This window comes from Tabrizicola fusiformis, from assembly GCF_013328815.1.
GTDB lineage: Bacteria > Pseudomonadota > Alphaproteobacteria > Rhodobacterales > Rhodobacteraceae > Fuscibacter.
The window spans coordinates 55,310-79,682 of the sequence record NZ_JABUHN010000006.1; the positions used below are offsets into that span (position 1 = coordinate 55,310).

Here is a 24,373-nt window from a genome sequence, read left to right on the forward strand (position 1 = left end):
GGCGTCCTTATGGGCGGGTCACGGTGATCTGCGTCACGTCGCAGTTTCCGCCGCCAAAGGCGCCCGCACAAGAGGTCAGGTAGAAATTCCACATCCGCCGGAACCGCTCGTCAAAACCTTGTGCCGCGACCTCGGCCCAGCGGGCGTTGAAGGTTTCATGCCAGCGCCGCAGCGTCAGGCTATAGCTTTGCCCGAATTCGACCGAACCTTTCAGGGTCAGCCCCGCCCGCGCGATCTCGGCCCGCAGTGCGGAGGGCGAGGGCAGCATCCCGCCGGGGAAGATGTATTTCTGGATGAAATCCACCTGCCGGCGGTAAAGCTCGAATCGCTTGTCGGCGATGGTGATGGTCTGAATCGTGGCCGAGCGTCCGGGGTTCAGGCAGGCGCGCAGCCGGTCGAAATAGACCGGCCAATAGCGTTCGCCCACCGCCTCGAACATCTCGATGCTGGCGATGCCGTCATAACGGCCCGTTTCGTCGCGGTAATCTTGCAGGCGGATCTGCACCCGGTCGGCAAGGCCCGCCTTGGCCATCCGCTCCACGGCATAGTCGTGCTGGGCGCGGCTGATGGTCAGGCCGGTCACCCGCAGGCCGCGTTCGGCAGCAGCATATTCGGCGAACCCGCCCCAGCCGCAGCCGATCTCCAGCACATGGTCCCCCGGCTGCGCGCCCATCTGATCCACCATCGAGGCGTATTTGCGCCGCTGCGCCGCCTCAAGGCTTTCCTGCCCGGTGTCGAACAGGGCCGAGGAATAGGTCATGCTGCGGTCCAGCCAGAGCCGGTAGAAATCGTTCCCCAGGTCATAATGATGCGCAATGTTGCGCCGGGCCTGCCGTTTGCTGTTGCCATGCAGCCAGAAGCGCAGCCGCTCCCATGCCCGCACAAGGCCAAGCCCCGGAAAGCCGTCATAGACGCCTTCATTGCCACCCTGCATCAGGTCGAGAAACGCCTGAAGGTCGGGACTGGACCATTGGCCATCCAGATAGGCTTCGCAAAAGCCCAGATCGCCTTCGCGGATCAGCCGGGAGAAGACATCCGGGTCATGCACCACCAGTTCGGCCGCCAGCCCCGGTGCGCGGCCTTCGGCGCGAAAGCGGCGCCCGTCGGGCAGAACGAAATCCAGCCGCCCGCGTTCAAGCCGCCGGGCGATGTCGAAAACGGCAGTGAAATAGCGCGGCAGATCCGCCTGACCCTTGGTATCCGTCAGAACCACCATCCATCCCCCCTCCCCAAGGGTTCTTGATAGCGGTATCAAATCACGTCTTCGCCCCGCCGCTCAAGCCTTTCCTTGCGCCAGCGCCGCCAGCGCCCGTTCGCGCCCCTCGGAAAGCCCTATCATGGGCATCGGATAGGGTCTCGCCGGGTCAAGCCGCCAGGAAAACGGTGCCGCCGCGAAGTAGGACAGCGCCTCCTCCCCCGGCTTGCGCGTGAGTTCCGCCAGCCAGCGGCGGCGATAGCGCGCCTCGGGGTCGAATTTCTCGGCCTGCGTGGCCGGGTTGAAGATGCGGAAGAACGGCGCGGCATCGGGGCCAGACCCCGCCACCCACTGCCAGCCCATCGCATTGGCCGCCGGGTCCCAGTCGGTCAGGCATTCGGCGAACCAGTGCAGCCCGACGCGCCAGTCGGTCAGAAGATGCTTGGTCAGGTAAGAGGCCGCGATCATCCGCGCCCGGTTGTGCATCCGGCCCGTCACATACATCTCGCGCAGGGCGGCATCGACGACCGGCTCGCCGGTCTGGCCCCGGCGCCAGCGTTCGGCCTCGGCACTGTCGCCACGCCAGGGGAAAGCGTCCCAGTCGGGCTTCCAGTTCTGCGTCGCCATCTGCGGATAATGGTGCATCAGGTGCCAGGCAAATTCGCGCCAGACCAGTTCCTTGAGGAAGGTTTCAGCGCCTGCATTGCCCTCTTCCACGCCGCGCCAACCGCGATGCCAGATGCGCCGGGGCGAGATTTCGCCCCATGTCAAGTTCTCGGACAGGCCCGACGTGGCGGGTTCGGCCAGAAAATCGCGGCGCTCGGCATAGGCGCCCATCGGGCCATCGGCGAAATCCGCCAGCCGCGCCAGCGCCGCCGCCTCGCCCGGGGATTGATGCGCGGCCACCACCGCCGCCCCGCGCCGCATGGCGGCTGAAAGGCGCCAATCGGCAAGGCTGTCAGAGGGGGGCCAGAGGGCCGGCGCGGGCAACCGGGCCGGCGCCGGCAAGGCCGGGGCCACCGGCAGCCAGCGCACCGCCTTCCAGAACGGGGTGAAGACGCGGTAGGGGCCGCCCTGCCCGGTCTGCACCGCCCAAGGCTCGTGCAACAAAAAACCCGGGGCGCTTTCGGCCCGCAGCCCCCGCGCCTTCAGTGCCGCCTTGGCCGTGCTATCGCGGCTTTTGGCAACCGGATCATAAAGGCGCGACCAGAGGACGCCTGCCGCCCCCGTTTCCTCTACCAGCCGCTCCAGCACCGCCAGCGCCGGACCCTGCCGCAGGATCAACCGGCTACCCGCCGCCGCCAGCCGCGCCGCAAAAGCCGTCAGCGCCAGTTCCAGCCGCAAGAGCGAGGCCGCCCCCAGCGCCCGCGTTTCGGGGTCAAGGATGAAAACCGGCAGCAGCGGACGCCCCGAGGCCAGCGCGGCGGCCAGCATCGGGTGATCGTCCAGCCGCAGGTCGCGGCGAAACCACAGGATCAGGGGGGCGGTCATGCGCAATCCTTTTTCGCTTTACGCCCGCCCCGCCCGGCCGGATCACCTCAGACCGCGCTTACAGCACCCGGTCCAGCGCCGCGATCAGCCGCGCCACATCTTCGGCGCTGGTGTAATGCGTCAGGCTCATCCGAAGCACACCCTTGTCAAGGTCCACCCCCATCGCCGTCAGCGGCCGCACCGCATAGAAGTCGCCCCCCCAGCAGGCGATCCCCTCGCGCCCCAGCGCCTCGGAGACCGGCTCGGCGGCGCGGTCCAGCGCCACGGCCACCGTCGGGGCGCGATCCTCGGGCGCACGCGGCCCGATTAGCCGCAGGTCATTGCGCGCCGCAAGATAATCCAGCAGCGGCGCCACCCTGGCCACTTCCGCCGCCCGCATCAGTCCATGCACCCGGTTATTGCGGCTGCGCGCCGAAGCTTCGGCGCCGAAATGATGGTCATGCAGGCTGTCGATGTAATCGGCCATCCCGGCGCAGGCGGCGATCTGGGCATGGTCCGGCCCGGCGGGGGTGAACCGCTTGTAAAGGCTGCCCGCGTTGAACCAATGGCCCTGCGCCGGCAGTTCGGCGCCAAACTCCGCCCCGATCACCATGATGCCCTGATGCGGGCCATAGGTCTTGTAGGCCGAAAAGAGGTAAACATCGCAGCCCAGCTCCGGCACATCCGGCAGCCCGTGCGGCGCATAGCTGACACCGTCCACCACCGTCCGCGCGCCCGCCGCCCGCGCCAGCGCGCAAATCTCGGCCACCGGATTCAATGCGGCCACCACGTTCGAGCAATGCGGAAAGGCCACCAGCCGCACCTTGCCATCAGCCAGCAGCGCCTTGAGCCCGGCAAGGTCCAGAAGGCCGGTCTGCGGGTCGATCTTCCATTCACGGACCTCGACGCCTTCATCGGCCAGACGGCGCCAGACGCCGGAATTCGCCTCGTGGTCCTGATCGGTCACCACGATCGCCGCCCCCGCATCGCGCAGCCATATCCGCACCGAATTGGCCAAAACGAAGGTGTTCGCACTGGTCGAGGGGCCAAAGCTGACCTCTTCGCGCGCCACGCCCATCAGGGCCGCCAGCCGGGTCCGCGCTTCGTCCATCTCGGCACCGCCGGCCTGCGCGCCCGGATAGGGGGCATAGGGCTGCACCTTGCGGTCGGTGTAAAAGCGGGTCAGCCGCTCGACCACAGGACGACAGGGAAAGCTGCCGCCGGCATTCTCGAAAAAAGCATGGGAAGACAGCACCGGCGAGGCAAAGGCCGGAAACTGGGCGCGCACGAAGTTCAGGTCAAGCGTGGTCATAAGGATCGGTCCTCAGGGTTCAGGTTGCGGACGACCCGGGGGGCTGGCGGCTGCCATGAGGATGTCACCACGGATCGCGCCCGGATCGTGGCAGGTCTTCCAGCCAGCCGCAGGGCAAGCCCGGCGGCAGAGGCCAAGGCCCCGCAAGCGGGACCACAGGCATCGCCGGAAACCTAGCCGGGCCTTTGCGGATTTGTAAAGACCCTCCCCTGCCGCAATCACAGGCGAATGCCCGCCTTTGCACCCGTTTCTGCCGCAAGAACATGCAGCAACCCCTTGCATCCGGGCCGACAATCGCCAAACTCACGTCCATCAACCGGGGACCGCCGCCAAGGCGGCCCTATCCGACCGGCGCCGCCACCCCGCGGCCCGGCCCATCTGCAACAGGAGCCCCTATGATCCGCACCGGCCTTTTGCTTGCCAGCGCCGCCACCGCCCTGGCCCTGTCGTCCGCCGCCGCGCGCGCCGACGATGCCGAACTGACTGTCTTTGACTGGGCGGGCTTCGGTCTGCCCGAGTTTTATCAGCCCTATATCGACAAATACGGCGACAAGCCGACCTTCGCCTTCTTCGGCGACGATGACGAGGCGTTCCAGAAGCTGACCACCGGCTTCAAGGTGGACCTGACGCAGCCCTGCTCGCAGATGGTGGGCAAATACCGTGATGCCGGGCTGATCGAACCCTGGGACACCTCGAAAATCCCGGCCTTTGCCAGCATGGACCCTGCCTTCACCGCCTCGCCGGTGATCAAGGATGACGGCGGGCTGTGGTTCCTGCCGATCGACTACGGCTATACCGCCATCGGTTACAACACCAAGGAAGTCCCGGCCGAGGATGTCGCCTCGCTGGAGGTGTTCCGCAATCCGAAATATGCTGGCCGCATCGCACTGCCCGACAACACCGATGACGTCTGGGCGTTGGCCCTGCTGGCCACCGGCGTTTCGGACTGGACCAAGGTCGATGACGCACAATTCGCCGCCGCCGCCGCCTGGCTGCGCGAGGCCCATGCCAATGTGCGCGTCTATTGGTCGGACCCGGCCGAACTGGCCGCGCTGATGACCACGGGCGAGGTTCTGGTGTCCTGGACCTGGAACGATACCGTCATGCTGCTGAAGGGCGAAGACTTCCCCATCGGCTTCCAGCGGCAGGCCAAGGAAGGCGCCTCGACCTTCTTCTGCGGCTATATCAACATGAAGGACGGGCCGGGCAGCGAAGAGAAAGCCTATGATTATGTGAACGCCTTCCTGTCGGAAGGGTCGGCCAAGCCGCTGCTGGACAATATCGGCTATGCCACCACCAACGGCGCCGCCCTGGCCACCATCAGCCCCGAGGATCTGGCGCGGGCGGAAATGACCCCGGTGGACGGCATCCAGCTTGCCCAGGTGCCGCTGGATCAGGGCCTGCGCCAGCGGATGCTGGAAGAGTTCGAGCTGATCAAGTCGGGCTTCTGATCCCGTCCAGAAAGCCGACCCCGCCCGGAGCCAAGCTCCGGGCGGTTTCGTTTCACCCGTAGGTCGGGGTTCACCCCGACTCTGTCCCCCGACTCACGCCCCCCGATCAGGCCACTTCGCGCCCCAGCGCCGCCTGATACAGCCGGAACCAATCCACCCGCCCCGGCACCGCGCGCCGCGCCTCCGCCAGCCGGGCGATGCGCGGCAGGCTGTTGGTGCCCAGAACCGGCAGCACCCGCGCCGGATGCGCCAGAAGCCAGCCCACCGCCAGCGCCGCCCGGTCCACCCCGGCCTCGGCCGCCATCCGGTCCATCAGGCTGCCCAATGGCCCGGTATCGGTCATCAGCCGCCCGCCGCCCAAGGGCGACCAGGCCATCGGCGGCAGGCCAAGACGCTGCATCTCGGTCAGATCGCCATTGGTGAAAGGCTCCAGCGCGTGCAGACCCAGCTCGATCTGGTTGGTGGCCAGCCGGTTCGCCATCGTCGCCTGCAAGGCCGCGACATCCCAGGGGCGAAAGTTCGACACCCCCACCGCCCGCACCTTGCCCGAAGCCACCAGCCCGTCCAGCGCCGCCCCCGTTTCGGCGAAATCCATGAACGGATCGGGCCGGTGGATCAGCAAGAGGTCGATCCACTCGGTTCCCAGCGCCCGCAGCGACCGCTCGACCGAAGCGGTCACATGCCGCGCCGAAGTATCGTAGTGCTTCACCGGCACATGGGCATATTCCCCCATCGGCGCCACGATGCCGCATTTGGTGACAATCTCGATCCGCTGGCGCAGACCCGATCCGCGCAGCGCGGCCCCGAACAAAGCCTCGCCGGCATAACCGCCATAGATGTCGGCATGGTCCATTGTGGTGATGCCCTGATCGAGACAGGCCGCCACCTTGGCCCGGATATGGCCCGCCGTGGTATCGGCATCCTCACCCAGCCGCCAAAGCCCATAGACCAGCCGCGACAGCGTGACCCCGCCTGCGATTTCCACCCGTTCCATCTGCCTGCCCTCCCTCTGATACCGCCTTGCTACCCGGTCTGCCCCGCACCGCAAAGGGTCCGAACGGCCCTTGCAGCCCCTGCGCGCGCCGCCTATATTCGCCCTGTCCGGGGCAACCCGGACTATGGTGATAAACGCACCTGTAATAAACGGCTCGGACCCGGGGGCGGTACCCGGCGGCTCCACCATCACACCCGGCATTGCGGGGGCGAGGGGCCGAAACAGGATCGACGAACGTCTAAAGAGGCCAGCTTTCACCCGGTAGGCACCACCGTTATCGGACCACAAGTGTAGTTGCCAATGACAACCGCGCTCCGGTGGCTCTGGCTGCGTAAGCAGCTCGAACGCCGAAACTTAAGCCCTTGCGCTTAGCCGCGTAAGGCGGGGTTCGCAGGTACCTGGCAACAGAAACCTGCACCTTCCCTTTTCTTGCGTCCCACGCGGCGGGATGGGCAGATTGCCCATCCTACATTTGGCAGCGGGTTGCGAAGATGGGCAGATTGCCCATCCTACGGGGAGTTCTGCGTAGGATGGGCAATCTGCCCATCCCGCGCCAAAGACCGGGGTTGCCCCCGCGCCCCGGGTTGCGGCATACTCCCGCCATGGGGCCCGCGTGCGCCTCGTGAGGCGCCAGCCGAAAGCATTGCATCCCCTCAACCTGATCGGATGCCCTGATGCCCGGACCCAACAGCATTTCCGCCGCCCAACTCGCGCGCCTGATCGGCACGCCAGACGCCCCCCTGCTGATCGACGTGCGGCTGGCCGAAGACGCCGCCGCCGACCCGTTCCTGCTGCCCACCGCCGTGGCCTGCCCGGCGCAGGAGGTGGCCCGCCTTGCCGCCGGGCGCCCGGCGGTGGTGATCTGCGCCCGGGGCGCCAAACTGTCCGAAGGGGCCGCCGCCCTCTTGCGCGCCCACGGCACTCCGGCCGAGGTGCTGGAGGGCGGGCAAGAGGGTTGGCGCGCCGCGGGCCTGCCGCTGATCCCCGCCGCCCTTCTGCCGCAGACCGCGCTCTGGGTCACCCGGCACCGCCCCAAGATCGACCGCATCGCCTGCCCCTGGCTGATCCGCCGCTTCATCAACCCTGCGGCCCGCTTTCTGTTCGTCGCCCCGTCCGAGGTGCCCGCCGTGGCAGACCGCTTTGCCGCCACCCCGTTCGACATCGAGGGTGTGACCTACAGCCATCGGGGCGAGCGGTGCAGCTTTGACGCGCTGATCGAAGATTTCGGGCTTGCCACCCCGGCGCTGGAGCGTCTTGCGCTGGTTGTCCGCGCCGCCGACACCGACCGCCACGACCTGTCGCCACAGGCGGCGGGGTTGCTGGCCCTGTCGGTCGGCCTGTCGCGGCAATACCGTGACGACCTGCAACAGCTTGAAGCGGGAATGGCGATGTATGACGCGCTCTATCGCTGGGCGCGCGACGGGTTTGACGAGGGGCATGACTGGCCCGCGGGGCGCCGCGCATGAGCCCGACCCTTTCCGAACTGACCCGCTGCTTTGCCCGCATCGGGCTGATGTCCTTTGGCGGCCCCGCAGCCCAGATCGCCATGATGCACCGCGAGATCGTGGACGAACGCGGCTGGGTGGAGGAGCGCGACTATCTCTCGGCCCTCTCGTTCTGCATGTTGTTGCCCGGGCCCGAGGCGATGCAGCTTGCCACCTGGATCGGCTGGCGCAGCCATGGCTGGCGCGGCGGGCTGATTGCGGGCGGGCTGTTCGTGCTGCCCGGGGCGCTGATCGTGGGGGCGCTGGCGGCCATCTATGCCGCCTTCGGCACGGTGCCCCTTGTCGCCGCGCTTTTTGCCGGGGTGCAGGCGGCGGTGATCGCCGTGGTGGTCGAGGCGCTGTTGCGCGTCTCGAAGCGGGCACTGAAATCGCGGCAGGCACGGGTGATTGCCCTCTTGTCCTTTCTGGGGCTGGCGGGCTTTGCCCTGCCCTTTCCGGTGATCATCCTGACGGCGGCGCTTTGGGGTCTTGCCACGGCGCGCGGCGCGACGGTTGCGCCAAGCGGACCGGCGCCCTGGCGGGCCTCTCTGCGGGCATTGGTGGTCTGGGGGGCTGTCTGGCTGATCCCGCTGGGCTTGCTGCTGGTTCAGGGCGGGATACTGGCCGAGATCGGGCTTTTCTTCTCCAAGCTGGCCCTGCTGACCTTTGGCGGCGCCTATGCGGTTCTGGCCTGGATGGCGCAGGACGTGGTGCAGGCCAAAGGATGGCTGACGCTGACCCAGATGATGGACGGGCTGGGTCTGGCCGAAACCACGCCGGGGCCGCTTATTCTGGTCACCGAATTCGTGGGTTTTCTGGCGGCCTTCAAGACCAGGGGCATGGCGGCGGGGCTGGCCGGGGCGGTGGTGGCGCTGTGGATGACCTTTGCCCCCTGTTTCCTGTGGATCTTTGCCGGGGCGCCCTGGATTGCCCGGCTGACGGCGGCACCCCGCCTGTCGGGCGCGCTTGCCGCCATCACCGCCGCCGTGGTGGGGGTGATCGCACATCTGTCGCTGTGGTTCGCGCTGCATGTGCTGTTCTCGGTCACATGGCGGTTCGAGGCCGGCCCGCTGTCGCTGCTGGTGCCCGAGCCGGGGAGCCTGCGGCTTTTGCCCCTGGCGATTGCGCTGGGGGCGGGTTGGCTCTTGCTGCGGCGGCACTGGAGCCTGCCTTGGGTGCTGGCCCTGGCGGCGGGGGTTTCGGCGGCGGTTTCGTTGGTGGCCCAGACGCTCTAGGGCCGGGGGAATCAATGCGGATGCGACGACAATCCGGGGCCGCGACAGGCATTTCTGCGGGGCCTGCCTTGGGCAAAATCTGGTTGCACCGGGAGAATTTTCAGCGTGGAAATTCCTCTTTATCATTATATAACAGTATGTTGCCACACCATTCTCCCGCCGCCGCCGAAGTTGACGCAAGCCCCTCGCCCCCTTCCCTTCGGGTCCAAATCCCCTATGCTAGCCGCATTGCAGAAAGGGGCGGATATGGCAAAGTCGATTGATTACGGCACCCTGATGCACCGCGCGATGCGGGGTCTGATCCAGACCGTGCTGGAGGATGTTGCGAAGAACGGACTGCCCGGCGCCCATCACTTCTTCATCACGCTAGACACCACCCATCCCGATGTGCAGATCGCCGATTGGCTGCGCGCCCGCTACCCTTCGGAAATGACCGTGGTGATCCAGCACTGGTTCGAAAATCTGGTGGTCACCGACGAAGGCTTTACCGTCACGCTGAATTTCGGCAATGCGCCCGAACCTCTGGTGATCCCGTTCGACGCCATCCGCACCTTCATCGACCCCTCGGTCGAATTCGGCCTGCGGTTTGAAACCCATGACGAGAATGACGACGACGAGGATGAGGACGACCCCGACCCCGAGGACGATCCGCCCGAGCCGCCGCATGATGCGCAGATCGTGCAACTCGACCGTTTCCGCAAAAGCTGACGGGCCGCTGGCCGCAGGAGTTCCGCGATGACCAATGAAGCGCAGCTTTTCCTGCGACAGCTTCTGAACAATCCCCGGCAGATTTCCGCCATTGCCCCCTCTTCCCCCCGGCTGGCCCGCGCCATGGCCGAGGGGCTTGGCCCGCATTCGGGCCGGGTGGTGGAATTCGGGCCGGGCACCGGGCGGCTGACCGAGGCGATTCTTGCCGCCGGGGTGGCGCCGCGCGACCTGACGCTGTTCGAGATGAACGAGGATTTCGTGCAGCACCTGCGGCGGCGTTTTCCCGGCGTCGAAGTGGTGCATGGACCGGCGCAGATGGCCTCGCAAACGGTGCTGCCCGGCGTGGCGCGGGTGGTCTCTGGGCTGCCTTTGCTGTCGATGCCGCCGGCGCTGCGGGCGGCCATCGTCGGCGCCGCCTTCGACGTGCTGGCCCCGGGCGGCGAATATGTGCAGTTCACCTATGGGCCGAACCCGCCCTTTCCGCCCGAACAGGCCGCTGCCATGAGGCTGCGCATCCGGCCCGGGCGCCGGGTCTGGGCCAATCTGCCCCCCGCCCGCGTCTATCACTACAGCCGCGCGGCCTGAGGTCGGGCTGCGCCTGCGGCGCGGTATGCGACGGTATGCCAATTGATTTTTGCCCCCGTGCCCCCTAAGAGGGACGCGAGCATTTGCAGGAGCCTGCCATGACCGCAACCAGAACCGAAACCGACAGCTTTGGCCCGCTGGAGGTTCCCGCCGACAAGTATTGGGGCGCGCAGACGCAGCGCTCGATCATCAACTTCCCCATCGGATGGGAAAGGCAGCCCGTCGCCATCATCCGCGCGCTGGGGGTGATCAAGAAAGCCTGCGCCGAAGTGAACATCGCGCAGGGCGACATTTCGGCAGAACTGGGCAATGCCATCGCCGCCGCCGCGACCGAGGTGATCGACGGCAAGTTCGACGACAACTTCCCGCTGGTGGTCTGGCAGACCGGCTCGGGCACGCAATCGAACATGAATGCGAACGAGGTGATCTCGAACCGCGCGATCGAGATGCTGGGCGGCGTCAAAGGCTCGAAAAAGCCGGTGCATCCGAATGACCATGTGAACATGGGACAATCGTCCAACGACACCTTCCCCACCGCAATGCATGTCGCCATCGGCATGATGGCGCGCGACGTGCTGCTGCCGGGCCTGACGAAGCTGTCGAACGCGCTTTGGGCCAAATCGGCCGAGTTCAAGGACATCATCAAGATCGGCCGCACCCACACGCAGGATGCCACGCCCCTGACGCTGGGGCAGGAGTTTTCCGGCTATGCCACGCAAGTGGACAAGGGCATTGCCCGGGTGAAAGCCTGCCTGCCCGACATCTATGAACTGGCGCAAGGCGGCACCGCGGTCGGCACCGGCCTGAACACCCGGGTCGGCTGGGATACCCGTGTGGCGGCGGCGATTGCCGGCATCACCGGCCTGCCCTTCGTCACCGCCCCGAACAAGTTCGAGGCGCTGGCGGCGCATGACGCGATGGTGATGTTCTCGGGCGCGCTGAAGACCGTGGCGGCGGCGCTCTTCAAGATTGCCAACGACCTGCGCCTGCTGGGCTCGGGCCCCCGCTCGGGTCTGGGCGAACTGATCCTGCCGGAGAATGAGCCGGGCTCCTCGATCATGCCGGGCAAGGTGAACCCGACCCAGGCCGAAGCGCTGACCATGGTCTGCGCCCATGTCATGGGCAATGACGCGGCGGTGGGCTTTGCCGGATCGCAGGGCCATTTCGAGCTGAACGTCTACAATCCGATGATGTCCTACAACGTGTTGCAGTCGATGCAGCTTCTGGGCGATGCGGCGGGCTCGTTCACCGACAATATGGTGGTGGGCACTCAAGCGAACACCGTGCGGATCGACAAGCTGATGAAGGAAAGCCTGATGCTGGTGACGGCGCTGGCCCCCACGATCGGCTATGATGCCGCCACCAAGGTTGCCAAGACCGCGCACAAGAACGGCACGACGCTGCGCGAAGAGGCGATTGCGCTGGGCTATGTCGATGGCGAAACCTTCGACCGCGTGGTGCGTCCCGAAGACATGATCAGCCCCAAGGGCTGACATGGCCGAGGTGATCAACCTTCGCAGCGTGAAAAAGCAGGCGGCCCGCAAGGCCGCCCGCGCCAAGGGTGACGAGAATGCCGTGAAATTCGGCCGCAGCAAGGCCGAGCGGGAATTGCAGCAGGCGCAGGTTGCGAAAGCGGCACGCGATCTGGATGGCAAGAAACGCGAGACGGATTAACCTTTGGTCAACCAGGATGCGCCAGGCTGAGGGGCGGAGGTAACCGCCATGCTGCATCCCCTGCCCGATCACCTGTCGCCCGACCGTTGGATCGCCCAGATATTCACCGCCCGAACCGCCGCCGAAGGGGGCATCGTCCGCCGCCGCGTCAGCGATGTGGAGCGGCTGGTGGGCCGGGAACGCTTCCTGCGCGAGATTGAGCGGCGCGGCTTTCGCGCGGTGGAAAACGGCGGTCATATCGTGATCTTCTGCAACACAGAGCCGGTCCGTATCGTCGTGTGAGACAAGTTTCTTCCAAGAAACTTGCAAATTTCTTGGAAGAAATTTGCAAAATCCTTCCAAGGATTTTGTCTCTTGCCCGAAGCTCGGCTATCCTCCCCCCATGTCCGAACGCCCCGAAAAACATTCCCTGACCCTGCGCGGCCATCGCACCAGCGTCTCGATGGAGGCGGCCTTCTGGGAGGCGTTCCGCAAGCTGGCACTTCAACGCGGGCAGAGCGTGAATGCACTGGCCGCCGAAATCGACCAGTCCCGCGCAGCCGAGGTCGGGCTGGCTTCGGCGATCCGGGTGTTCGTGCTGAAATCGCTTACAGGGTGATCTGAAGGAACCCGTCGCGCAGCGCCTTGGACCAGCCTTCCGACATGGCGCGGAAGGCGGCATCGCCCGGTTCGATCCGCCTTGTGCGGCTGACCTTGCAGGCGTCGCGCTCGATGATGCACAGATCCAGCGGCATCCCCACCGACAGGTTTGACCGCAGCGTCGAATCCATCGACAAAAGCACCGCCTTTTCGGCATCGGCCAGCGAGGTGTTCGGCTTCACCACCCGGTCAAGGATCGGCTTGCCGTATTTGTGTTCGCCGATCTGCAGAAAGGGCGTGTCCTCGGTCGCCTCGATGAAATTGCCTTCCGGGTAGATCAGGAACAGCCGCATCGCGCCGCCCTTCCTTTGCCCGGCCATGATCATCGAGGCCGAGGCGCTGGCCTGTGCCGCCGAGAGCTTTTCGTTCACCTCCAGCCGCACCGCCGCCAGCGTCTCGCCGATGATCGAAGCGACCTTGAGCAGCGTCGGTGCTTTCATGATCGAGGTGGCTTCGGTCGCATCGGCGTCATCCACCGCCTCGCGCAGCCGGGCGATGGTGGTCTGCGTCACCGAAAGCGACCCGGCGGTCATGATGGTGATGACCCGCTCACCTTCATCGACGAAGTGGAACATCTTGCGATAGGTGGCGATATTGTCGAGCCCGGCATTGGTGCGGGTATCGGACAGACACACCATGCCCTCGTTCAACAGAAGGCCCACGCAATAGGTCATCCACCCCTCCCGACTCGCAAACGGTTTTTCCCCGCAGGAAAGCTATTGCGCCTGTGACTGAACCGCAACCGGCTGGGCGACGGAAACCGCGACCTCAAGGCTTTCACTGTCGGTGGCCGCCCCCCGGGCGATGCCGCGGATCGGCGCTGCCTCGCGCGCGTCAAGCCCCGCGCCCAGCCGGATATAGCGTTCGTCCGGGCAGCAACGGTTGGCGGGATCAAAACCGATCCAGCCGAAGCCCGGCACCCAAAGCTCGGCCCAGGCATGGGCGGCCTCATGCGGGGTCTCGCCTTCCCCGGCAAAGAGATAGCCCGAGACATAACGCGCCGGGAACCCCACCGTCCGCGCGCAGGCGATCAGCGCATGGGCATGGTCCTGACAGACCCCGGCCCCGGCGGCCAGCGCCTCGGCGGCGGTGGTGTGTTCATGGGTGGCGCCGGGGGTGTATTCGATGGCCCCGGCCACGGCAAAGGCCAGCGCATGTGCAAAGGACAAAGGCTCGTCATGGCGCGCACTTTCGGCCAGCGCCCGCAGCGCCTCATCGGCTTCGGTGGCCGGGGTTTCGCGGCACCAGGCTTCGGGCGGGACGGTTTCACGGTGGCCGCGCAGGATGCCGGCCAGATCGGCGGTTTCCACCTCGCCCTTCACCCGCACCTCGATCTCGGTCACCGGGCCTTTCACCGTCCAGGCCTGCACCCAATCGCCCGCGCCGTCGCGGAAGGCGCCGCCCTTTTCGCCGCCGGTCACCGTGACTTCCCAGGAAATCAACTTCTGGCCGTCAAAGCGCGAGGGGGTGAGCCGGTGGCTTTGCACCACGCCGCGCACCGGCGCGTCGTAGTGGTAGCGTGTGACGTGATCGACCGTAAGGCGCATCACATGTCCCCCGAAAGATAGCTGTCATGGATGATCGCGCCCAGCCGGGCGCTGATCCCGACGAAGCGCAACAGGAACTCGTGCAGCCCCTCGTCGAAAATCGTCTCAACCGTCTGGCGTTCGATCTCGGAGAGCAGGGCCTGCGCCGCCGCCTGTGCCGGGGTTTCACGGCCGTAATATTTGGCCAGCCGCCCCATATGGTTGGCCATGCCCGCAACGCAGGTGATCAGCGCACGCGGCGATTGCGGGTTCAGGATCAGGAAATGCGCGATCTTGGCCGCGGTAATCTCGCCGCCATAGGCCCAATGGAACGCGCGGTGCGAGCCGAGCGCGCGCAAGAGCATCGACCATTGGTCATTGTCCAGCCCCGAGCCGACGAAATCGACCTGCGGCAACAGGACATAGTATTTCACATCCATCAGCCGGGCGGTGCTGTCACCGCGTTCCAGATAATAGCCGATATTCAAGAAGTTATAGCCATCGTTGCGCAACAGCGTCGCGTCGATCGAGCCGCGCACCATGGCCGAATGCCGCATCACCCAATCGGTCAGCCGCGACAGTTCCTGCACGCCGCGCCGCGCCTCGATCTGGCGCAATTCCTGAAAGGCGGTGTTCAGCGCGTCCCAGACCTGTGTCGTGAGCGCGGTCCGCACGATCCGCCCATTCTCGCGCGCCGCCGTGATGCAAGAGGCGACCGAATTGGGATTGTCGCGATCAAAGAAGAACCAGCTTTCGATGTTCTTCTGATCGGGCACGCCATATTTCTCGGTATAGCCCGCCCCGTTGCCCGAAGCGCGCAACAGGCTGTCCCAGTCGCTGCGATAGCCCGAGGCGGAGGGCAGAAGCGAAATCCGCGCGCCCACTTCCAGAAGACGGGCGGCAGTTTCGGCCCGCTCCATATAGCGGGCGATCCAGTAAAGGTTGTCGGCGGTTCTTGAAAGCATGTCCGTTACTCCGCCAGAACCCAGGTATCCTTGACGCCCCCGCCCTGCGACGAGTTCACCACAAGGCTGCCCTCGCGCAGCGCCACCCGCGTCAGCCCGCCGGGCACCAGTTCGATCCGCTCGCCCACAAGGCAGTAGGGCCGCAAGTCCACATGGCGGGGCGCGATGCCCTCTTCGACAAAGGTCGGCGTGGTGGACAGGGCCAGCGTCGGCTGGGCGATGTAATTCTCGGGGTCGGCCTTGATCCGTTCGCGGAATTCCTCGATCTCGGCCTTGGTGGATTTCGGGCCGACCAACATGCCATAGCCGCCCGAGCCATGGACCTCTTTCACCACCAGATCGCCAAGGTTCGCCAGAACATGTTTCAGGTCATCCGCGGCCCCGCATTTCCATGTGGGCACATTTTGCAGGATCGGCTCTTCACCCAGATAAAACCGCACCATTTCCGGCACATAGGTATAGATCGCCTTGTCATCGGCCACCCCGGCCCCCGGCGCCGAACAGATGCTGACCCCGCCCGAGCGGTAGACATCCATCAGCCCCGGCACGCCCAGCATGGAATCCGGGCGGAAGCACAAAGGATCAATGAAGGCGTCGTCGATCCGCCGGTAGATCACATCCACCCGCTTCGGCCCCTCGGTGGTGCGCATCCAGACGAAACCGCCATCGACGAAGAGGTCGGCCCCTTCGACCAGCTCCACCCCCATCAGATCGGCCAGGAAGCTGTGTTCGTAATAGGCGCTGTTGAAATGTCCGGGCGTCAGGATCACCACTGTCGGCTCTCGGTCGCATTTGGCCGGGGCGACCGAGGCCAGCGTGCGGCGCAGCACCTCGGGGTAGCGGTCCACCGGCTCGATCCGGTTTTCGCGGAAGAGTTCGGGGAACATCCGCATCATCATCTCGCGGCTTTCCAGCATATAGGACACGCCCGAAGGGGTGCGGCAATTGTCCTCAAGCACGAAGAAATCGGTCGGCCCGGTGCGCACGATGTCGATGCCGACGATATGGGAGTACACCCCCTTGGGCGGGATGAACCCGGCCACCGCCCGCTCATATGCCTCATTCTGGAACACCAGTTTCGCCGGAATGCGGCCCGCACGCACGATCTCGGCCCGGCCATAGACATCGACGAGGAACGCATTCAGCGCCCGCGCCCGCTGCTTGATGCCGCGCTCAAGCTTACCCCATTCGCTGTTGGTGAACACCCGCGGAAACATGTCGAAGGGGATCAGCCGGTCGGGGTCGCCCCCCTCGCCATAAACCGCAAAGGTGATGCCGATGCGGCGGAACAGCGCCTCGGCCTCGGCCTGCTTTTCCAGCCTGCGATCGGCGGGCATCGCCGCCGTCCAGTCCCCCAGCCGCGCATAGGGCGCGCGCACCGATGCCCCGTCATACATCTCGTTGAAATAGGTGGTCATTCGGCCGCCCCCCTTCCGTTTCATCTGCCAGTAAACGAAGCGGTTTGGACAAGGTAAAGGGACGACCCGTGCAAGGACAACGCTTTTCGGGCAGTTGCACAGAATTTATGCAAAGACGCCCCGGCCCTTGCAGCCCCCCCCGCCAACCCCCTAGATGCTGCAAAAGCCATGAGGTTCCGAGATGCCCTTCCCCCGTTCGCTTTCCGCCCGCCCGCTGTTCGATGCCCGCATCGGCGGCAATTCCTTCGGCAACCTGCCGGAATGGGATCTGACCGACCTTTACGAAAGCCCCGACGCCAAGGCGCTGGCGGTGGACCTTGATTATGTCGAAACCTCGGGCACCAATTTCGAGGCGATCTACAAGGATCAGCTTGCCACTCTGGATGCCAAGGGCCTGCTGGCCTGCGTGCGCAGCTATGAGATGATCGAGACCACCGCAGGCCGCCTGATGTCCTATGCCGGACTGCGCTATTACCAGAACACCATGGACAGCGAACGCGCCAAGTTCATGGCCGACATGCAGGACCGCATCACCAATGCGACCACGCCGATGGTGTTCTTCAGCCTTGAGTTCAACCGGCTGGACGAAGACCACCTGACCCGGCTTTACGCCGAAAACGCTGATCTGGCGCGCTACAAACCCGTCTTTGACCGGATGCGCGCCATGCGCCCGCACCAATTGTCGGATGAGATGGAAACCTATCTGCACGACGCCTCGGTGGTCGGCGCCTCGGCCTGGAACAAGCTTTTCGATGAAACCATGGCGGGGCTGATGTTCACCGTCGCCGGCGAAGAGGAAGAGCTGAACCTTGAATCCACACTGAACCTGCTGACCGACCCCGACCGCACGAAACGCGAGGCAGCGGCGCGGGCACTGGCGGCGGTGTTTGACAAACATATCAAGCTCTTCGCGCGGGTTCACAACACTCTGGCGAAAGAGAAGGAAATCGACGACCGCTGGCGCAAGATGCCCTCGGCCCAGCATGCCCGCCACCTGTCGAACCATGTCGAGCCCGAGGTGGTCGAGGCGCTGCGCAATGCGGTTGTCGCGGCCTATCCCAAGCTCTCGCACCGCTACTACCGGCTGAAGGCGAAATGGATGGGGCTGGAGCGGCTGCAGGTCTGGGACCGCAACGCGCCCCTGGCGCTTGAGGTGCCCAAGGTGGTGAACTGGGACGAAGCGACCGAGACGGTTCTGGGCGCCTATGCCGCCTTCGACCCCGAAATGGCCCGCATCGCCAAACCCTTCTTCACCGATGGCTGGATCGACGCGGGCGTGAAGCCGGGCAAGGCGCCGGGCGCTTTCGCCCACCCGACCGTGACCACGGTTCACCCCTATGTCATGCTGAACTACCTTGGAAAACCGCGCGATGTGATGACTTTGGCCCACGAACTCGGCCATGGGGTGCATCAGGTTCTGGCGGCGGGACAAGGGGAACTCTTGTCCTCCACTCCACTGACGCTGGCCGAAACCGCCAGCGTTTTCGGCGAGATGCTGACCTTCCGCCGCCTCTTGGATCAGGCCAAGACCCCGGCCGAGAAAAAGACCCTGCTCGCGGGCAAGGTCGAGGACATGATCAACACCGTCGTCCGCCAGATCGCCTTCTACGATTTCGAATGCAAACTGCACGCCGCGCGGCGCGAAGGGGAACTCACGCCCGACGACATCAACGCCCTGTGGATGAGCGTGCAGGCGCAAAGCCTTGGCGATGCGTTCGACTTCATGGACGGCTATGAAACCTTCTGGGCCTATATCCCCCACTTCGTCCACTCGCCCTTCTACGTCTATGCCTATGCCTTCGGCGACGGTCTGGTGAACGCGCTTTATGCCGCCTATGAGGGCGGCCTGCCCGACTTCCAGACCAAGTATTTCGACATGCTCAAGGCGGGCGGATCGAAGCACCACAAGGAACTTCTGGCCCCCTTCGGCCTTGACGCCAGCGACCCGAAATTCTGGGACAAGGGCCTGTCGATGATCGCGGGCTTCATCGACGAGCTGGAGGCGATGGAAGACTGACCGCCGCGCGGGCGGAGAGTTCGGAAGCCTCCGGCGGGGATATTTGGGCCAAGATGAATGCGGCATTTCATCTTGGTCTTAAATATCCCCCGCGGAGCGCCCGCCGCCGGGGCCGGGCGTGACGTGACGTGAGGTCAGGCTTTGCGGCGGTCGGGGCGGGCGGCTAGCCTGTGGCAAAGCGGGGGGTATTATGGGCTGGAAGCGCAAGACAGCAATCGGGGCGGTGGTGGTTCTGGCGGCTGCGGCGACGGGGTTCTTTGCCCTTGCGCCCGGAATCGTCGAGAAGGGCCAGAACGCCACCCTGCCCGGTGCGCCCGCACCATCGGCGGCGGCACTGGCGCTGCACAAGGGGCTGGTGATCGGCGACTGGCATTCGGACGCGCTGCTCTGGGACCGCGACCTGCGACAGCGGTCCGACCGCGGCCATGTCGATCTGCCCCGGCTGCGCGAGGGCAATGTGGCGGTGCAAGTGTTCACCACCGTCACCAAATCCCCCTCGGGCCTAAATTACGAACACAACTCAGCCGAAGCGTCGGATGACATCACCTTGCTGATGCTGGCCGAGGCGCGTCCGCCCCGCACATGGTTCAGCCTGACCGAACGCGCGCTGGATCAGGCGGCGCAGTTGCGCGCCACAGCCGAGGCGGCGCCGGAGGAGTTGCGCCTGATCCTGACCCGGGACGATCTGGCGCAGTTGCTGGCCGACCGGGCGGCGGGGGCCACGGTGGTGGGCGGCATCCTTGGCGCCGAGGGCGGCCATGCCTTTGAAGGCGATCTGGCCAATCTGGACCGGATGTATGACGCGGGGTTCCGCCTGATCGGGCTGACGCATTTCTTTGACAACGAATTGGGCGGCAGCCTGCATGGCGAGGCGGGAACCCAAGGCGCCGGCCTAACCGATTTCGGGCGGCAGGCGGTGGATTACCTGATCGCGCGGCACATGATCATCGACCTTGCCCACTCCTCGCCGGCCATGGCGCGCGAGGTGCTGGCCACGCCCGGCGCGCGGCCCATCGTCAGCCATACCGGCGTGCATTCGCATTGCGCCACGCAGCGCAACTTTGCCGATGACATCCTGCAGGCGGTGGCGGCCAAGGGCGGCGTGGTCGGCATCGGCTATTGGGAAGAGGTGACCTGCGGCACCAGCGTTGCCGCCATCGCCGACAGCATTGCGGCGGCGGTTGCCCTGCTGGGCCCCGATGCGGTCAGCCTTGGGTCCGATTTCGACGGCGCGGTGACCACGCCGCTCGATTCCAGCCAGCTTGCCAGCCTGACGCAGGCCTTGATGGACAAGGGCCTGCCCGAGGCGACCATTGCCGCCGTGATGGGCGGCAACATGATGCGCTATCTGGGCGAAACCCTGCCCTGATCAGTCGAGCGGCGACCAGGGCCAAGGCTTGTCCTCGGTATCGCCGGTCTGGAACCGGGCGGCCTTGCCCAGCCAACCGGCCAGCGAGCGGCCGAAGGCAGCGATCTGCGGATTGGGCTTGCCGCCATCGGTCAGCATCAGGATGAACTGCAACAGCGTCACCACATGCAGCACGGTCAGGGCGAAACCGGCCAGAACGGCCATGACCAGTATCCAGAGCCCGCGCAGCCAGATCGGTTTGCGGCTGGGGCTTGGCATGGATTGATCAGACATTTCTGGCCTCCTGATGCAGTGCGGGCCCTGAACATGGGGCGAGGCAGCCCTGCGCACAAGTGCAGCTTACACGCCGAGATGCCGCAGGTCATATCCGGTCGCGGCGATCCGGGCGAGAACCGCCTGCGCCAGATCGCGCCGGCGCGGATCAAGGCAATGGTCCTGATAGAACCACGACAGATAACGCGCATGGGGCCAGTCTGCCGCCTGCGCATGGGCAATTGCCGCATCCATTTCATCCGCCTGGCGGACCGTGACGCAGGCGTGGTGGAAATCGGCATGACCGCACAGGACCACCGGCTTGCCATGCACCATCGCCTCGATCCCGACGGCGGAATTGATAGTGACCACCACGGCGCAGGCCGCCAGAATGTCGTGGATATTGGCGGGGATGATCCGCAACCGCCCGTCGCGCCGTGCCTTGCGCGCCAGCCAGTCGAAAGTGTCGATATCGGTATCGCGCGGATGCGGTTTGACCACGATGGGCCGCGGATCGTCGCGCGCCAGAAGCGCCTTGATCATCGGGCGCAGCCGCAGATGGCAGGTTTCGGCCACGCCGCGATGCGCCTCGGTCTGCAAAAAGACGGCGATGCAGCCGGGGGGCACCTCCATCCGCTCTTCCGGCTGAAAATAGCGCGAGCGGCGGCGGATGACGAGATTGCGGTAAAGCTCGGCCTGAAAGGCCGCTGCCCGGGCCTCGGGCACCGTGTCCGGGTCAAAGGTCAGGTCGCCGATGGTGGAAATCGCCCGGATGCCGCGCGGGTCGCAGTAATGCCAGGGCGCGATATAGGCGGACCCGAGGATCAGCGCCCGCGGATGCGGCTGGCCGCCATGGTCAATCAGGTGAAAGCCGCCATCCGCCGCGATCTGCACCGGCACCGTCTCGCGCCGATGCACCCGGGCCTCGACCCGCAGACCCAGCGCCGCCAGCCCGTCGCGCAAAGGCCCCCAGAGCCGCCGCATCGCCCCGGGATCGGCCAGAACCGAACCGGGGATATGCAGCGTGACGGCTTCGTTCAAATGGCGATCTCGGTCGCGGCGGCATAGGCCGCGTCGATCATCGCCAGCGAGCTGCGCGCATCTTCCAGCGTCCAAGGATAGGCGGCGCCCTCGCGGATATGGCGGCCAAACGCCTCGACCTGCAAGACATAGTGGTTGGCCGCCGGGTAGCGTTCGGTCAGCACGGCATGGCCACCGCGATGCAGTTCCACCTCGGCCATGTCGTTGACATTGGCGTTGAAACAGCCGCCCTCAAGCCGGATCATCCCCTTGTCACCCTGGAAGGTGACGCATTGCCGGTTGTAAAGCCGCATCGAGGTCATCGAGGCATAGGTAAAGCGGTGGCCGCCCCCGGCCATGACGCCGGAAACCTGCGCGAAAACCTCCACCCCGTTTTCGCGCCGGATTTGTGCCTGCAACACCTCGGGTTCGGCGCCGGTCACCCAGCGGGCAGAGCCAAAGGTATAGACGCCAATGTCATACAGGCTGCCGCCGCCGGTCTCGGGGCGGTTGCGGATATTGTCCATGTCGGTCAGGTGGAACGAGAATTGCGCATCGACATGGCGCAGCGTGCCGATCTCGCCCATGGCGAGCCAGTCGCGTGCCTTTTGCCATTGCGGGTGCTGCACGATCATGAAGGCTTCGGTGGCAAAACGCCCGGCCTTGTCGCGCGCCGCGATCAGGGCATCCACCTCGGGCGCGTGCAGGGCGACGGGCTTTTCCGTCAGCACATGCTTGCCCGCCGCAAGGGCCTTCAGGCTCCATTCCACATGCAGATGGTTGGGCAGCGGCACATAGACCGCCTCCACTTCCGGGTCGGCCAGCAGGGCGTCATAGCCGGAATGCAGTTTGAGGCCCGGGCAGAAGTCCTTGAACCCCTTCGCCTTTTCCGGGTCTGATGTCGCCAGCGCATAAAGCTCCGCCCCTTTGGCGACATGGATTGCGGGCGCCATGTGATGACGTGCGAAATTGGCGGCCCCCAGCACACCCCATTTGACCGGCTTCATGGCATTCCCCCTGATGATAGCGCAAACAAGACCTTAGGCCCCGCCGCGCGCAGGGTCAACCGCGCGACCGCCGCAACTGGGCAAAGCCGGTGACCGCCAGCACCGCCAGATAGGCCAGGCTGATCGTGGTCAGCGCCGCCCATGGATAGCGCAAGAGGATCACCACCAGCGCCACCCCCGCCACCAGCACGAACGACGCACGCTCGGTCGGGACGCGCACCGATTTGAGCGAGGGCGTCGCCATCCGGCTGATCATCAGGAACCCGACACCCACCAGCCAGAGCGACAGCGCGATTTCCGGCAGGCGCGGCGCGTCAGGCCAGAGAAAGGCGACATAAAGCGGCAGCATCACCAGCATGGCCCCGGCGGGCGAGGGCACGCCCTGAAACTTGCCCAGACGCGCCAGACCTGCCGCCACCTCATTGCCGACATTGAATCGCGCCAGCCGCAGCACACAGCAGACGACATAGATCATCGCCGCACCCCAGCCCAGATCGGCCGCCGCCGGAAAGGCCCAGAACGAGATGATCAGCCCCGGCGCCACACCGAAGTTCAGAAAATCCGCCAGCGAGTCGAGTTCGGCACCAATCGGGCTTTCGCTTTTCAGGAACCGCGCAAGGCGGCCATCCAACCCGTCCAGCACCGCCGCCACGATGATCAGCGCCACCGCATTGGCATAATCGCCGCGCGCCGCCAGACGGATTGCCAGAAGCCCGGCACAAAGCGCGGCCACTGTCATCAGATTGGGCAAAAGCTGCACCAGCGGCATGTCGCGGCGCGGCGCCATGGCCCAGCGGGCACGGGCGGGGCGGGTCTGCGGTTCGGCGCCCTCTTGCGGTTCGGCGCTTTGCGGGTCAGGCGCGTCCATCGCCTACTCCGTCCGTGCGAGCCAGATCGGCCCGGTATCGTCCAGCCGCGCCAGCACGGTTTCGCCGGCGATCATCGTCTGGCCAAGGGCAACCTGCGGCTCCACCCCGTCGGGCAGATAAACGTCAAGCCGCGAGCCGAAGCGGATCAGGCCGAACCGTTCGCCCCGGCGCATTTCCTGCCCCGGCTTGGCCCAGCACAGGATGCGCCGCGCCACAAGTCCCGCGATCTGCACCACGGCAATCTGGCGCCCGTCCACCAGCTCGATGGCCAGCGCGTTGCGTTCGTTGTCCACGCTGGCCTTGTCGAGCGACGCGTTCAGGAACTTGCCGGGCCGGTAGGCGACGGCGGTGATCCGGCCCTCGGCGGGCAGGCGGTTCACATGGCAGTTGAACACCGACATGAAGACCGAAACCCGCGTCAGCGCCGCCGGACCAAGGCCCAGCTCCTGCGGCGGCACCGCGCGTTCGATCAGCGAAACCACGCCATCGGCCGGCGAAACCACCAGCCCCGGCGTCAGCGGCACCGACCGTTTGGGGTCGCGGAAGAAGTAATAGCACCAGACGGTCAACCCGACGCCCAGCCAGCCCAAAGGCGCCCAGATCAGGAACAGAACCACCGTCGCCGCCGCAAAGACGCCGACAAAGCGCCAGCCCTCGGGGTGCATCGGTTTGAGGAATGTTCCAAGCATGGTCATCGGCGTCGCGCCCCCGGGTTGTTTTCGCTGGTCCTAGCGGGAAGGCCGGGGCGGGGCAAATGAAAAGGCCGTGGGGGCGGGATCAGGGCGCGAAGAAGCCCTCCATATCCTTGTGAAAGAGGATAAGATCACCGACATCGCCCGGAATTTCCCAGAACCTTATATGCTGGCCGCCCTCGGTCAGGGTGATGCGCCAGCAGCTCCATTCGGTGGAAACGCCGAAAATCTCGCAATAGCGGCCATCCTGCACCTGCCAGCGCCCGGTTTTTTCGTGAAACAACCCTGGCCCGCCGGTTTGGGTGCGCCCGTCGGCGCTCCAGCTTTGCCAGAAGGTATCATCGCGGGTCGAACCCTCGGGTCCGAAGATCACCGTGCGGCCCGAGAGCAGATCGGGGATGCGGGCGGCACCGGCATTGCCGACACAGGCAGCAAGCAGGAGAAGCAGCGGCAGAAGGCGGTATGAGGGGCGATAAGGGGCGCGAGACATG

The 24,373-nt window shown here is 65.7% G+C and carries 25 protein-coding genes and 1 other RNA gene; 12 read left to right on the forward strand and 14 right to left on the reverse strand.

Annotated elements, in window-relative coordinates:
- Positions 1 to 7: 7 nt before the first annotated feature.
- From HS053_RS10825 to HS053_RS10835, 3 genes are read right to left on the reverse strand one after another with little or no spacing between them, the layout of a single operon-like run.
- Complete coding sequence (locus HS053_RS10825) at positions 8 to 1,216, reverse strand: SAM-dependent methyltransferase (protein WP_174211263.1); 1,209 nt, start codon at positions 1,214 to 1,216, stop codon at positions 8 to 10.
- Positions 1,217 to 1,276: 60 nt separating this feature from the next.
- Entirely contained in the window at positions 1,277 to 2,686 is a 1,410-nt protein-coding gene (locus HS053_RS10830; RefSeq protein ID WP_458358891.1) for a cryptochrome/photolyase family protein, read from the reverse strand.
- Positions 2,687 to 2,744: 58 nt separating this feature from the next.
- Positions 2,745 to 3,977: an aminotransferase class V-fold PLP-dependent enzyme gene (locus HS053_RS10835; RefSeq protein ID WP_174211265.1), complete on the reverse strand. Its 1,233-nt coding sequence runs from the start codon at positions 3,975 to 3,977 to the stop codon at positions 2,745 to 2,747.
- A gap of 395 nt (positions 3,978 to 4,372) precedes the next feature.
- Between HS053_RS10835 and HS053_RS10840 the strand changes: the two genes are divergently transcribed.
- On the forward strand, positions 4,373 to 5,428 hold the full coding sequence (locus HS053_RS10840) for an extracellular solute-binding protein (RefSeq protein WP_174211266.1): 1,056 nt from the start codon (positions 4,373 to 4,375) through the stop codon (positions 5,426 to 5,428).
- A 106-nt stretch (positions 5,429 to 5,534) separates the two neighbouring features.
- Here the strand turns inward: HS053_RS10840 and HS053_RS10845 are convergent, their stop codons facing one another.
- Positions 5,535 to 6,422: an aldo/keto reductase gene (locus HS053_RS10845; RefSeq protein ID WP_174211267.1), complete on the reverse strand. Its 888-nt coding sequence runs from the start codon at positions 6,420 to 6,422 to the stop codon at positions 5,535 to 5,537.
- 66 nt (positions 6,423 to 6,488) lie between these two features.
- Between HS053_RS10845 and ssrA the strand changes: the two genes are divergently transcribed.
- From ssrA to HS053_RS10890, 9 genes are all read left to right on the forward strand, one after another.
- Positions 6,489 to 6,841: a transfer-messenger RNA gene (gene ssrA, locus HS053_RS10850) on the forward strand.
- Between the two features lie 255 nt (positions 6,842 to 7,096).
- Positions 7,097 to 7,888, forward strand: coding sequence for a chromate resistance protein ChrB domain-containing protein (locus tag HS053_RS10855; protein ID WP_174211268.1), 792 nt, complete (start codon positions 7,097 to 7,099; stop codon positions 7,886 to 7,888).
- Positions 7,885 to 9,141, forward strand: a complete 1,257-nt coding sequence (gene chrA / locus HS053_RS10860) for a chromate efflux transporter (RefSeq protein WP_174211269.1) — start codon at positions 7,885 to 7,887, stop codon at positions 9,139 to 9,141. Before HS053_RS10855 ends, chrA begins: the two co-directional genes overlap by 4 nt.
- A 246-nt stretch (positions 9,142 to 9,387) precedes the next feature.
- Positions 9,388 to 9,849 carry an SspB family protein gene (locus HS053_RS10865; protein WP_174211270.1) on the forward strand — a complete coding sequence of 154 codons (462 nt, stop codon included), beginning with the start codon at positions 9,388 to 9,390 and terminating at the stop codon, positions 9,847 to 9,849.
- Between the two features lie 27 nt (positions 9,850 to 9,876).
- Complete coding sequence (locus HS053_RS10870) at positions 9,877 to 10,434, forward strand: class I SAM-dependent methyltransferase (RefSeq protein WP_174211271.1); 558 nt, start codon at positions 9,877 to 9,879, stop codon at positions 10,432 to 10,434.
- A 98-nt stretch (positions 10,435 to 10,532) separates the two neighbouring features.
- Positions 10,533 to 11,927 (forward strand): class II fumarate hydratase, encoded by a 1,395-nt coding sequence (gene fumC / locus HS053_RS10875; protein WP_174211272.1) that lies wholly within the window; start codon positions 10,533 to 10,535, stop codon positions 11,925 to 11,927.
- Position 11,928: 1 nt separating this feature from the next.
- Entirely contained in the window at positions 11,929 to 12,108 is a 180-nt protein-coding gene (locus HS053_RS10880) for a DUF4169 family protein (protein WP_174211273.1), read from the forward strand.
- Positions 12,109 to 12,156: 48 nt separating this feature from the next.
- Positions 12,157 to 12,390 carry an N-(5'-phosphoribosyl)anthranilate isomerase gene (locus tag HS053_RS10885; protein WP_174211274.1) on the forward strand — a complete coding sequence of 78 codons (234 nt, stop codon included), beginning with the start codon at positions 12,157 to 12,159 and terminating at the stop codon, positions 12,388 to 12,390.
- A 100-nt stretch (positions 12,391 to 12,490) separates the two neighbouring features.
- A complete protein-coding gene (locus HS053_RS10890) occupies positions 12,491 to 12,706 on the forward strand; it encodes a ribbon-helix-helix domain-containing protein (RefSeq protein WP_174211275.1) in 216 nt (71 codons plus the stop codon).
- Here the strand turns inward: HS053_RS10890 and HS053_RS10895 are convergent.
- From HS053_RS10895 to HS053_RS10910, 4 genes are read right to left on the reverse strand one after another with little or no spacing between them, the layout of a single operon-like run.
- Positions 12,696 to 13,421, reverse strand: a complete 726-nt coding sequence (locus HS053_RS10895; protein WP_174211276.1) for a peptidase — start codon at positions 13,419 to 13,421, stop codon at positions 12,696 to 12,698. The two genes, HS053_RS10890 and HS053_RS10895, sit on opposite strands and share 11 nt — an antisense overlap.
- A gap of 42 nt (positions 13,422 to 13,463) precedes the next feature.
- Complete coding sequence (locus tag HS053_RS10900; RefSeq protein WP_174211277.1) at positions 13,464 to 14,294, reverse strand: transglutaminase family protein; 831 nt, start codon at positions 14,292 to 14,294, stop codon at positions 13,464 to 13,466.
- Positions 14,294 to 15,238 carry an alpha-E domain-containing protein gene (locus HS053_RS10905; RefSeq protein WP_174211278.1) on the reverse strand — a complete coding sequence of 315 codons (945 nt, stop codon included), beginning with the start codon at positions 15,236 to 15,238 and terminating at the stop codon, positions 14,294 to 14,296. Before HS053_RS10905 ends, HS053_RS10900 begins: the two co-directional genes overlap by 1 nt.
- A gap of 5 nt (positions 15,239 to 15,243) precedes the next feature.
- A complete protein-coding gene (locus HS053_RS10910) occupies positions 15,244 to 16,656 on the reverse strand; it encodes a circularly permuted type 2 ATP-grasp protein (RefSeq protein ID WP_174211279.1) in 1,413 nt (470 codons plus the stop codon).
- Positions 16,657 to 16,837: 181 nt separating this feature from the next.
- Here HS053_RS10910 and HS053_RS10915 point away from each other — a divergent pair, with 181 nt between their 5' ends.
- Both HS053_RS10915 and HS053_RS10920 read left to right on the forward strand, forming a co-directional pair.
- Positions 16,838 to 18,673 (forward strand): M3 family oligoendopeptidase, encoded by a 1,836-nt coding sequence (locus HS053_RS10915; RefSeq protein ID WP_174211280.1) that lies wholly within the window; start codon positions 16,838 to 16,840, stop codon positions 18,671 to 18,673.
- Between the two features lie 190 nt (positions 18,674 to 18,863).
- Positions 18,864 to 20,042 carry a dipeptidase gene (locus HS053_RS10920; protein ID WP_174211281.1) on the forward strand — a complete coding sequence of 393 codons (1,179 nt, stop codon included), beginning with the start codon at positions 18,864 to 18,866 and terminating at the stop codon, positions 20,040 to 20,042.
- On the opposite strand, the gene HS053_RS10925 is transcribed toward HS053_RS10920, so the two are convergent.
- The 6 genes from HS053_RS10925 to HS053_RS10950 form a co-directional block, all read right to left on the reverse strand.
- A complete protein-coding gene (locus tag HS053_RS10925; protein ID WP_174211282.1) occupies positions 20,043 to 20,315 on the reverse strand; it encodes a DUF4389 domain-containing protein in 273 nt (90 codons plus the stop codon).
- 66 nt (positions 20,316 to 20,381) lie between these two features.
- The gene (locus HS053_RS10930; RefSeq protein WP_174211283.1) at positions 20,382 to 21,335 is read right to left on the reverse strand and encodes a capsular polysaccharide export protein, LipB/KpsS family; all 954 of its coding nucleotides are present in this window, start codon (positions 21,333 to 21,335) and stop codon (positions 20,382 to 20,384) included.
- Complete coding sequence (locus HS053_RS10935) at positions 21,332 to 22,321, reverse strand: Gfo/Idh/MocA family protein (RefSeq protein ID WP_174211284.1); 990 nt, start codon at positions 22,319 to 22,321, stop codon at positions 21,332 to 21,334. Before HS053_RS10935 ends, HS053_RS10930 begins: the two co-directional genes overlap by 4 nt.
- 55 nt (positions 22,322 to 22,376) lie before the next feature.
- Positions 22,377 to 23,189: a CDP-alcohol phosphatidyltransferase family protein gene (locus tag HS053_RS10940; protein WP_241699822.1), complete on the reverse strand. Its 813-nt coding sequence runs from the start codon at positions 23,187 to 23,189 to the stop codon at positions 22,377 to 22,379.
- Between the two features lie 3 nt (positions 23,190 to 23,192).
- Positions 23,193 to 23,885: a phosphatidylserine decarboxylase gene (locus tag HS053_RS10945; protein ID WP_174211285.1), complete on the reverse strand. Its 693-nt coding sequence runs from the start codon at positions 23,883 to 23,885 to the stop codon at positions 23,193 to 23,195.
- A gap of 82 nt (positions 23,886 to 23,967) precedes the next feature.
- A complete protein-coding gene (locus HS053_RS10950) occupies positions 23,968 to 24,372 on the reverse strand; it encodes a hypothetical protein (protein ID WP_174211286.1) in 405 nt (134 codons plus the stop codon).
- Position 24,373 lies beyond the last annotated feature (1 nt).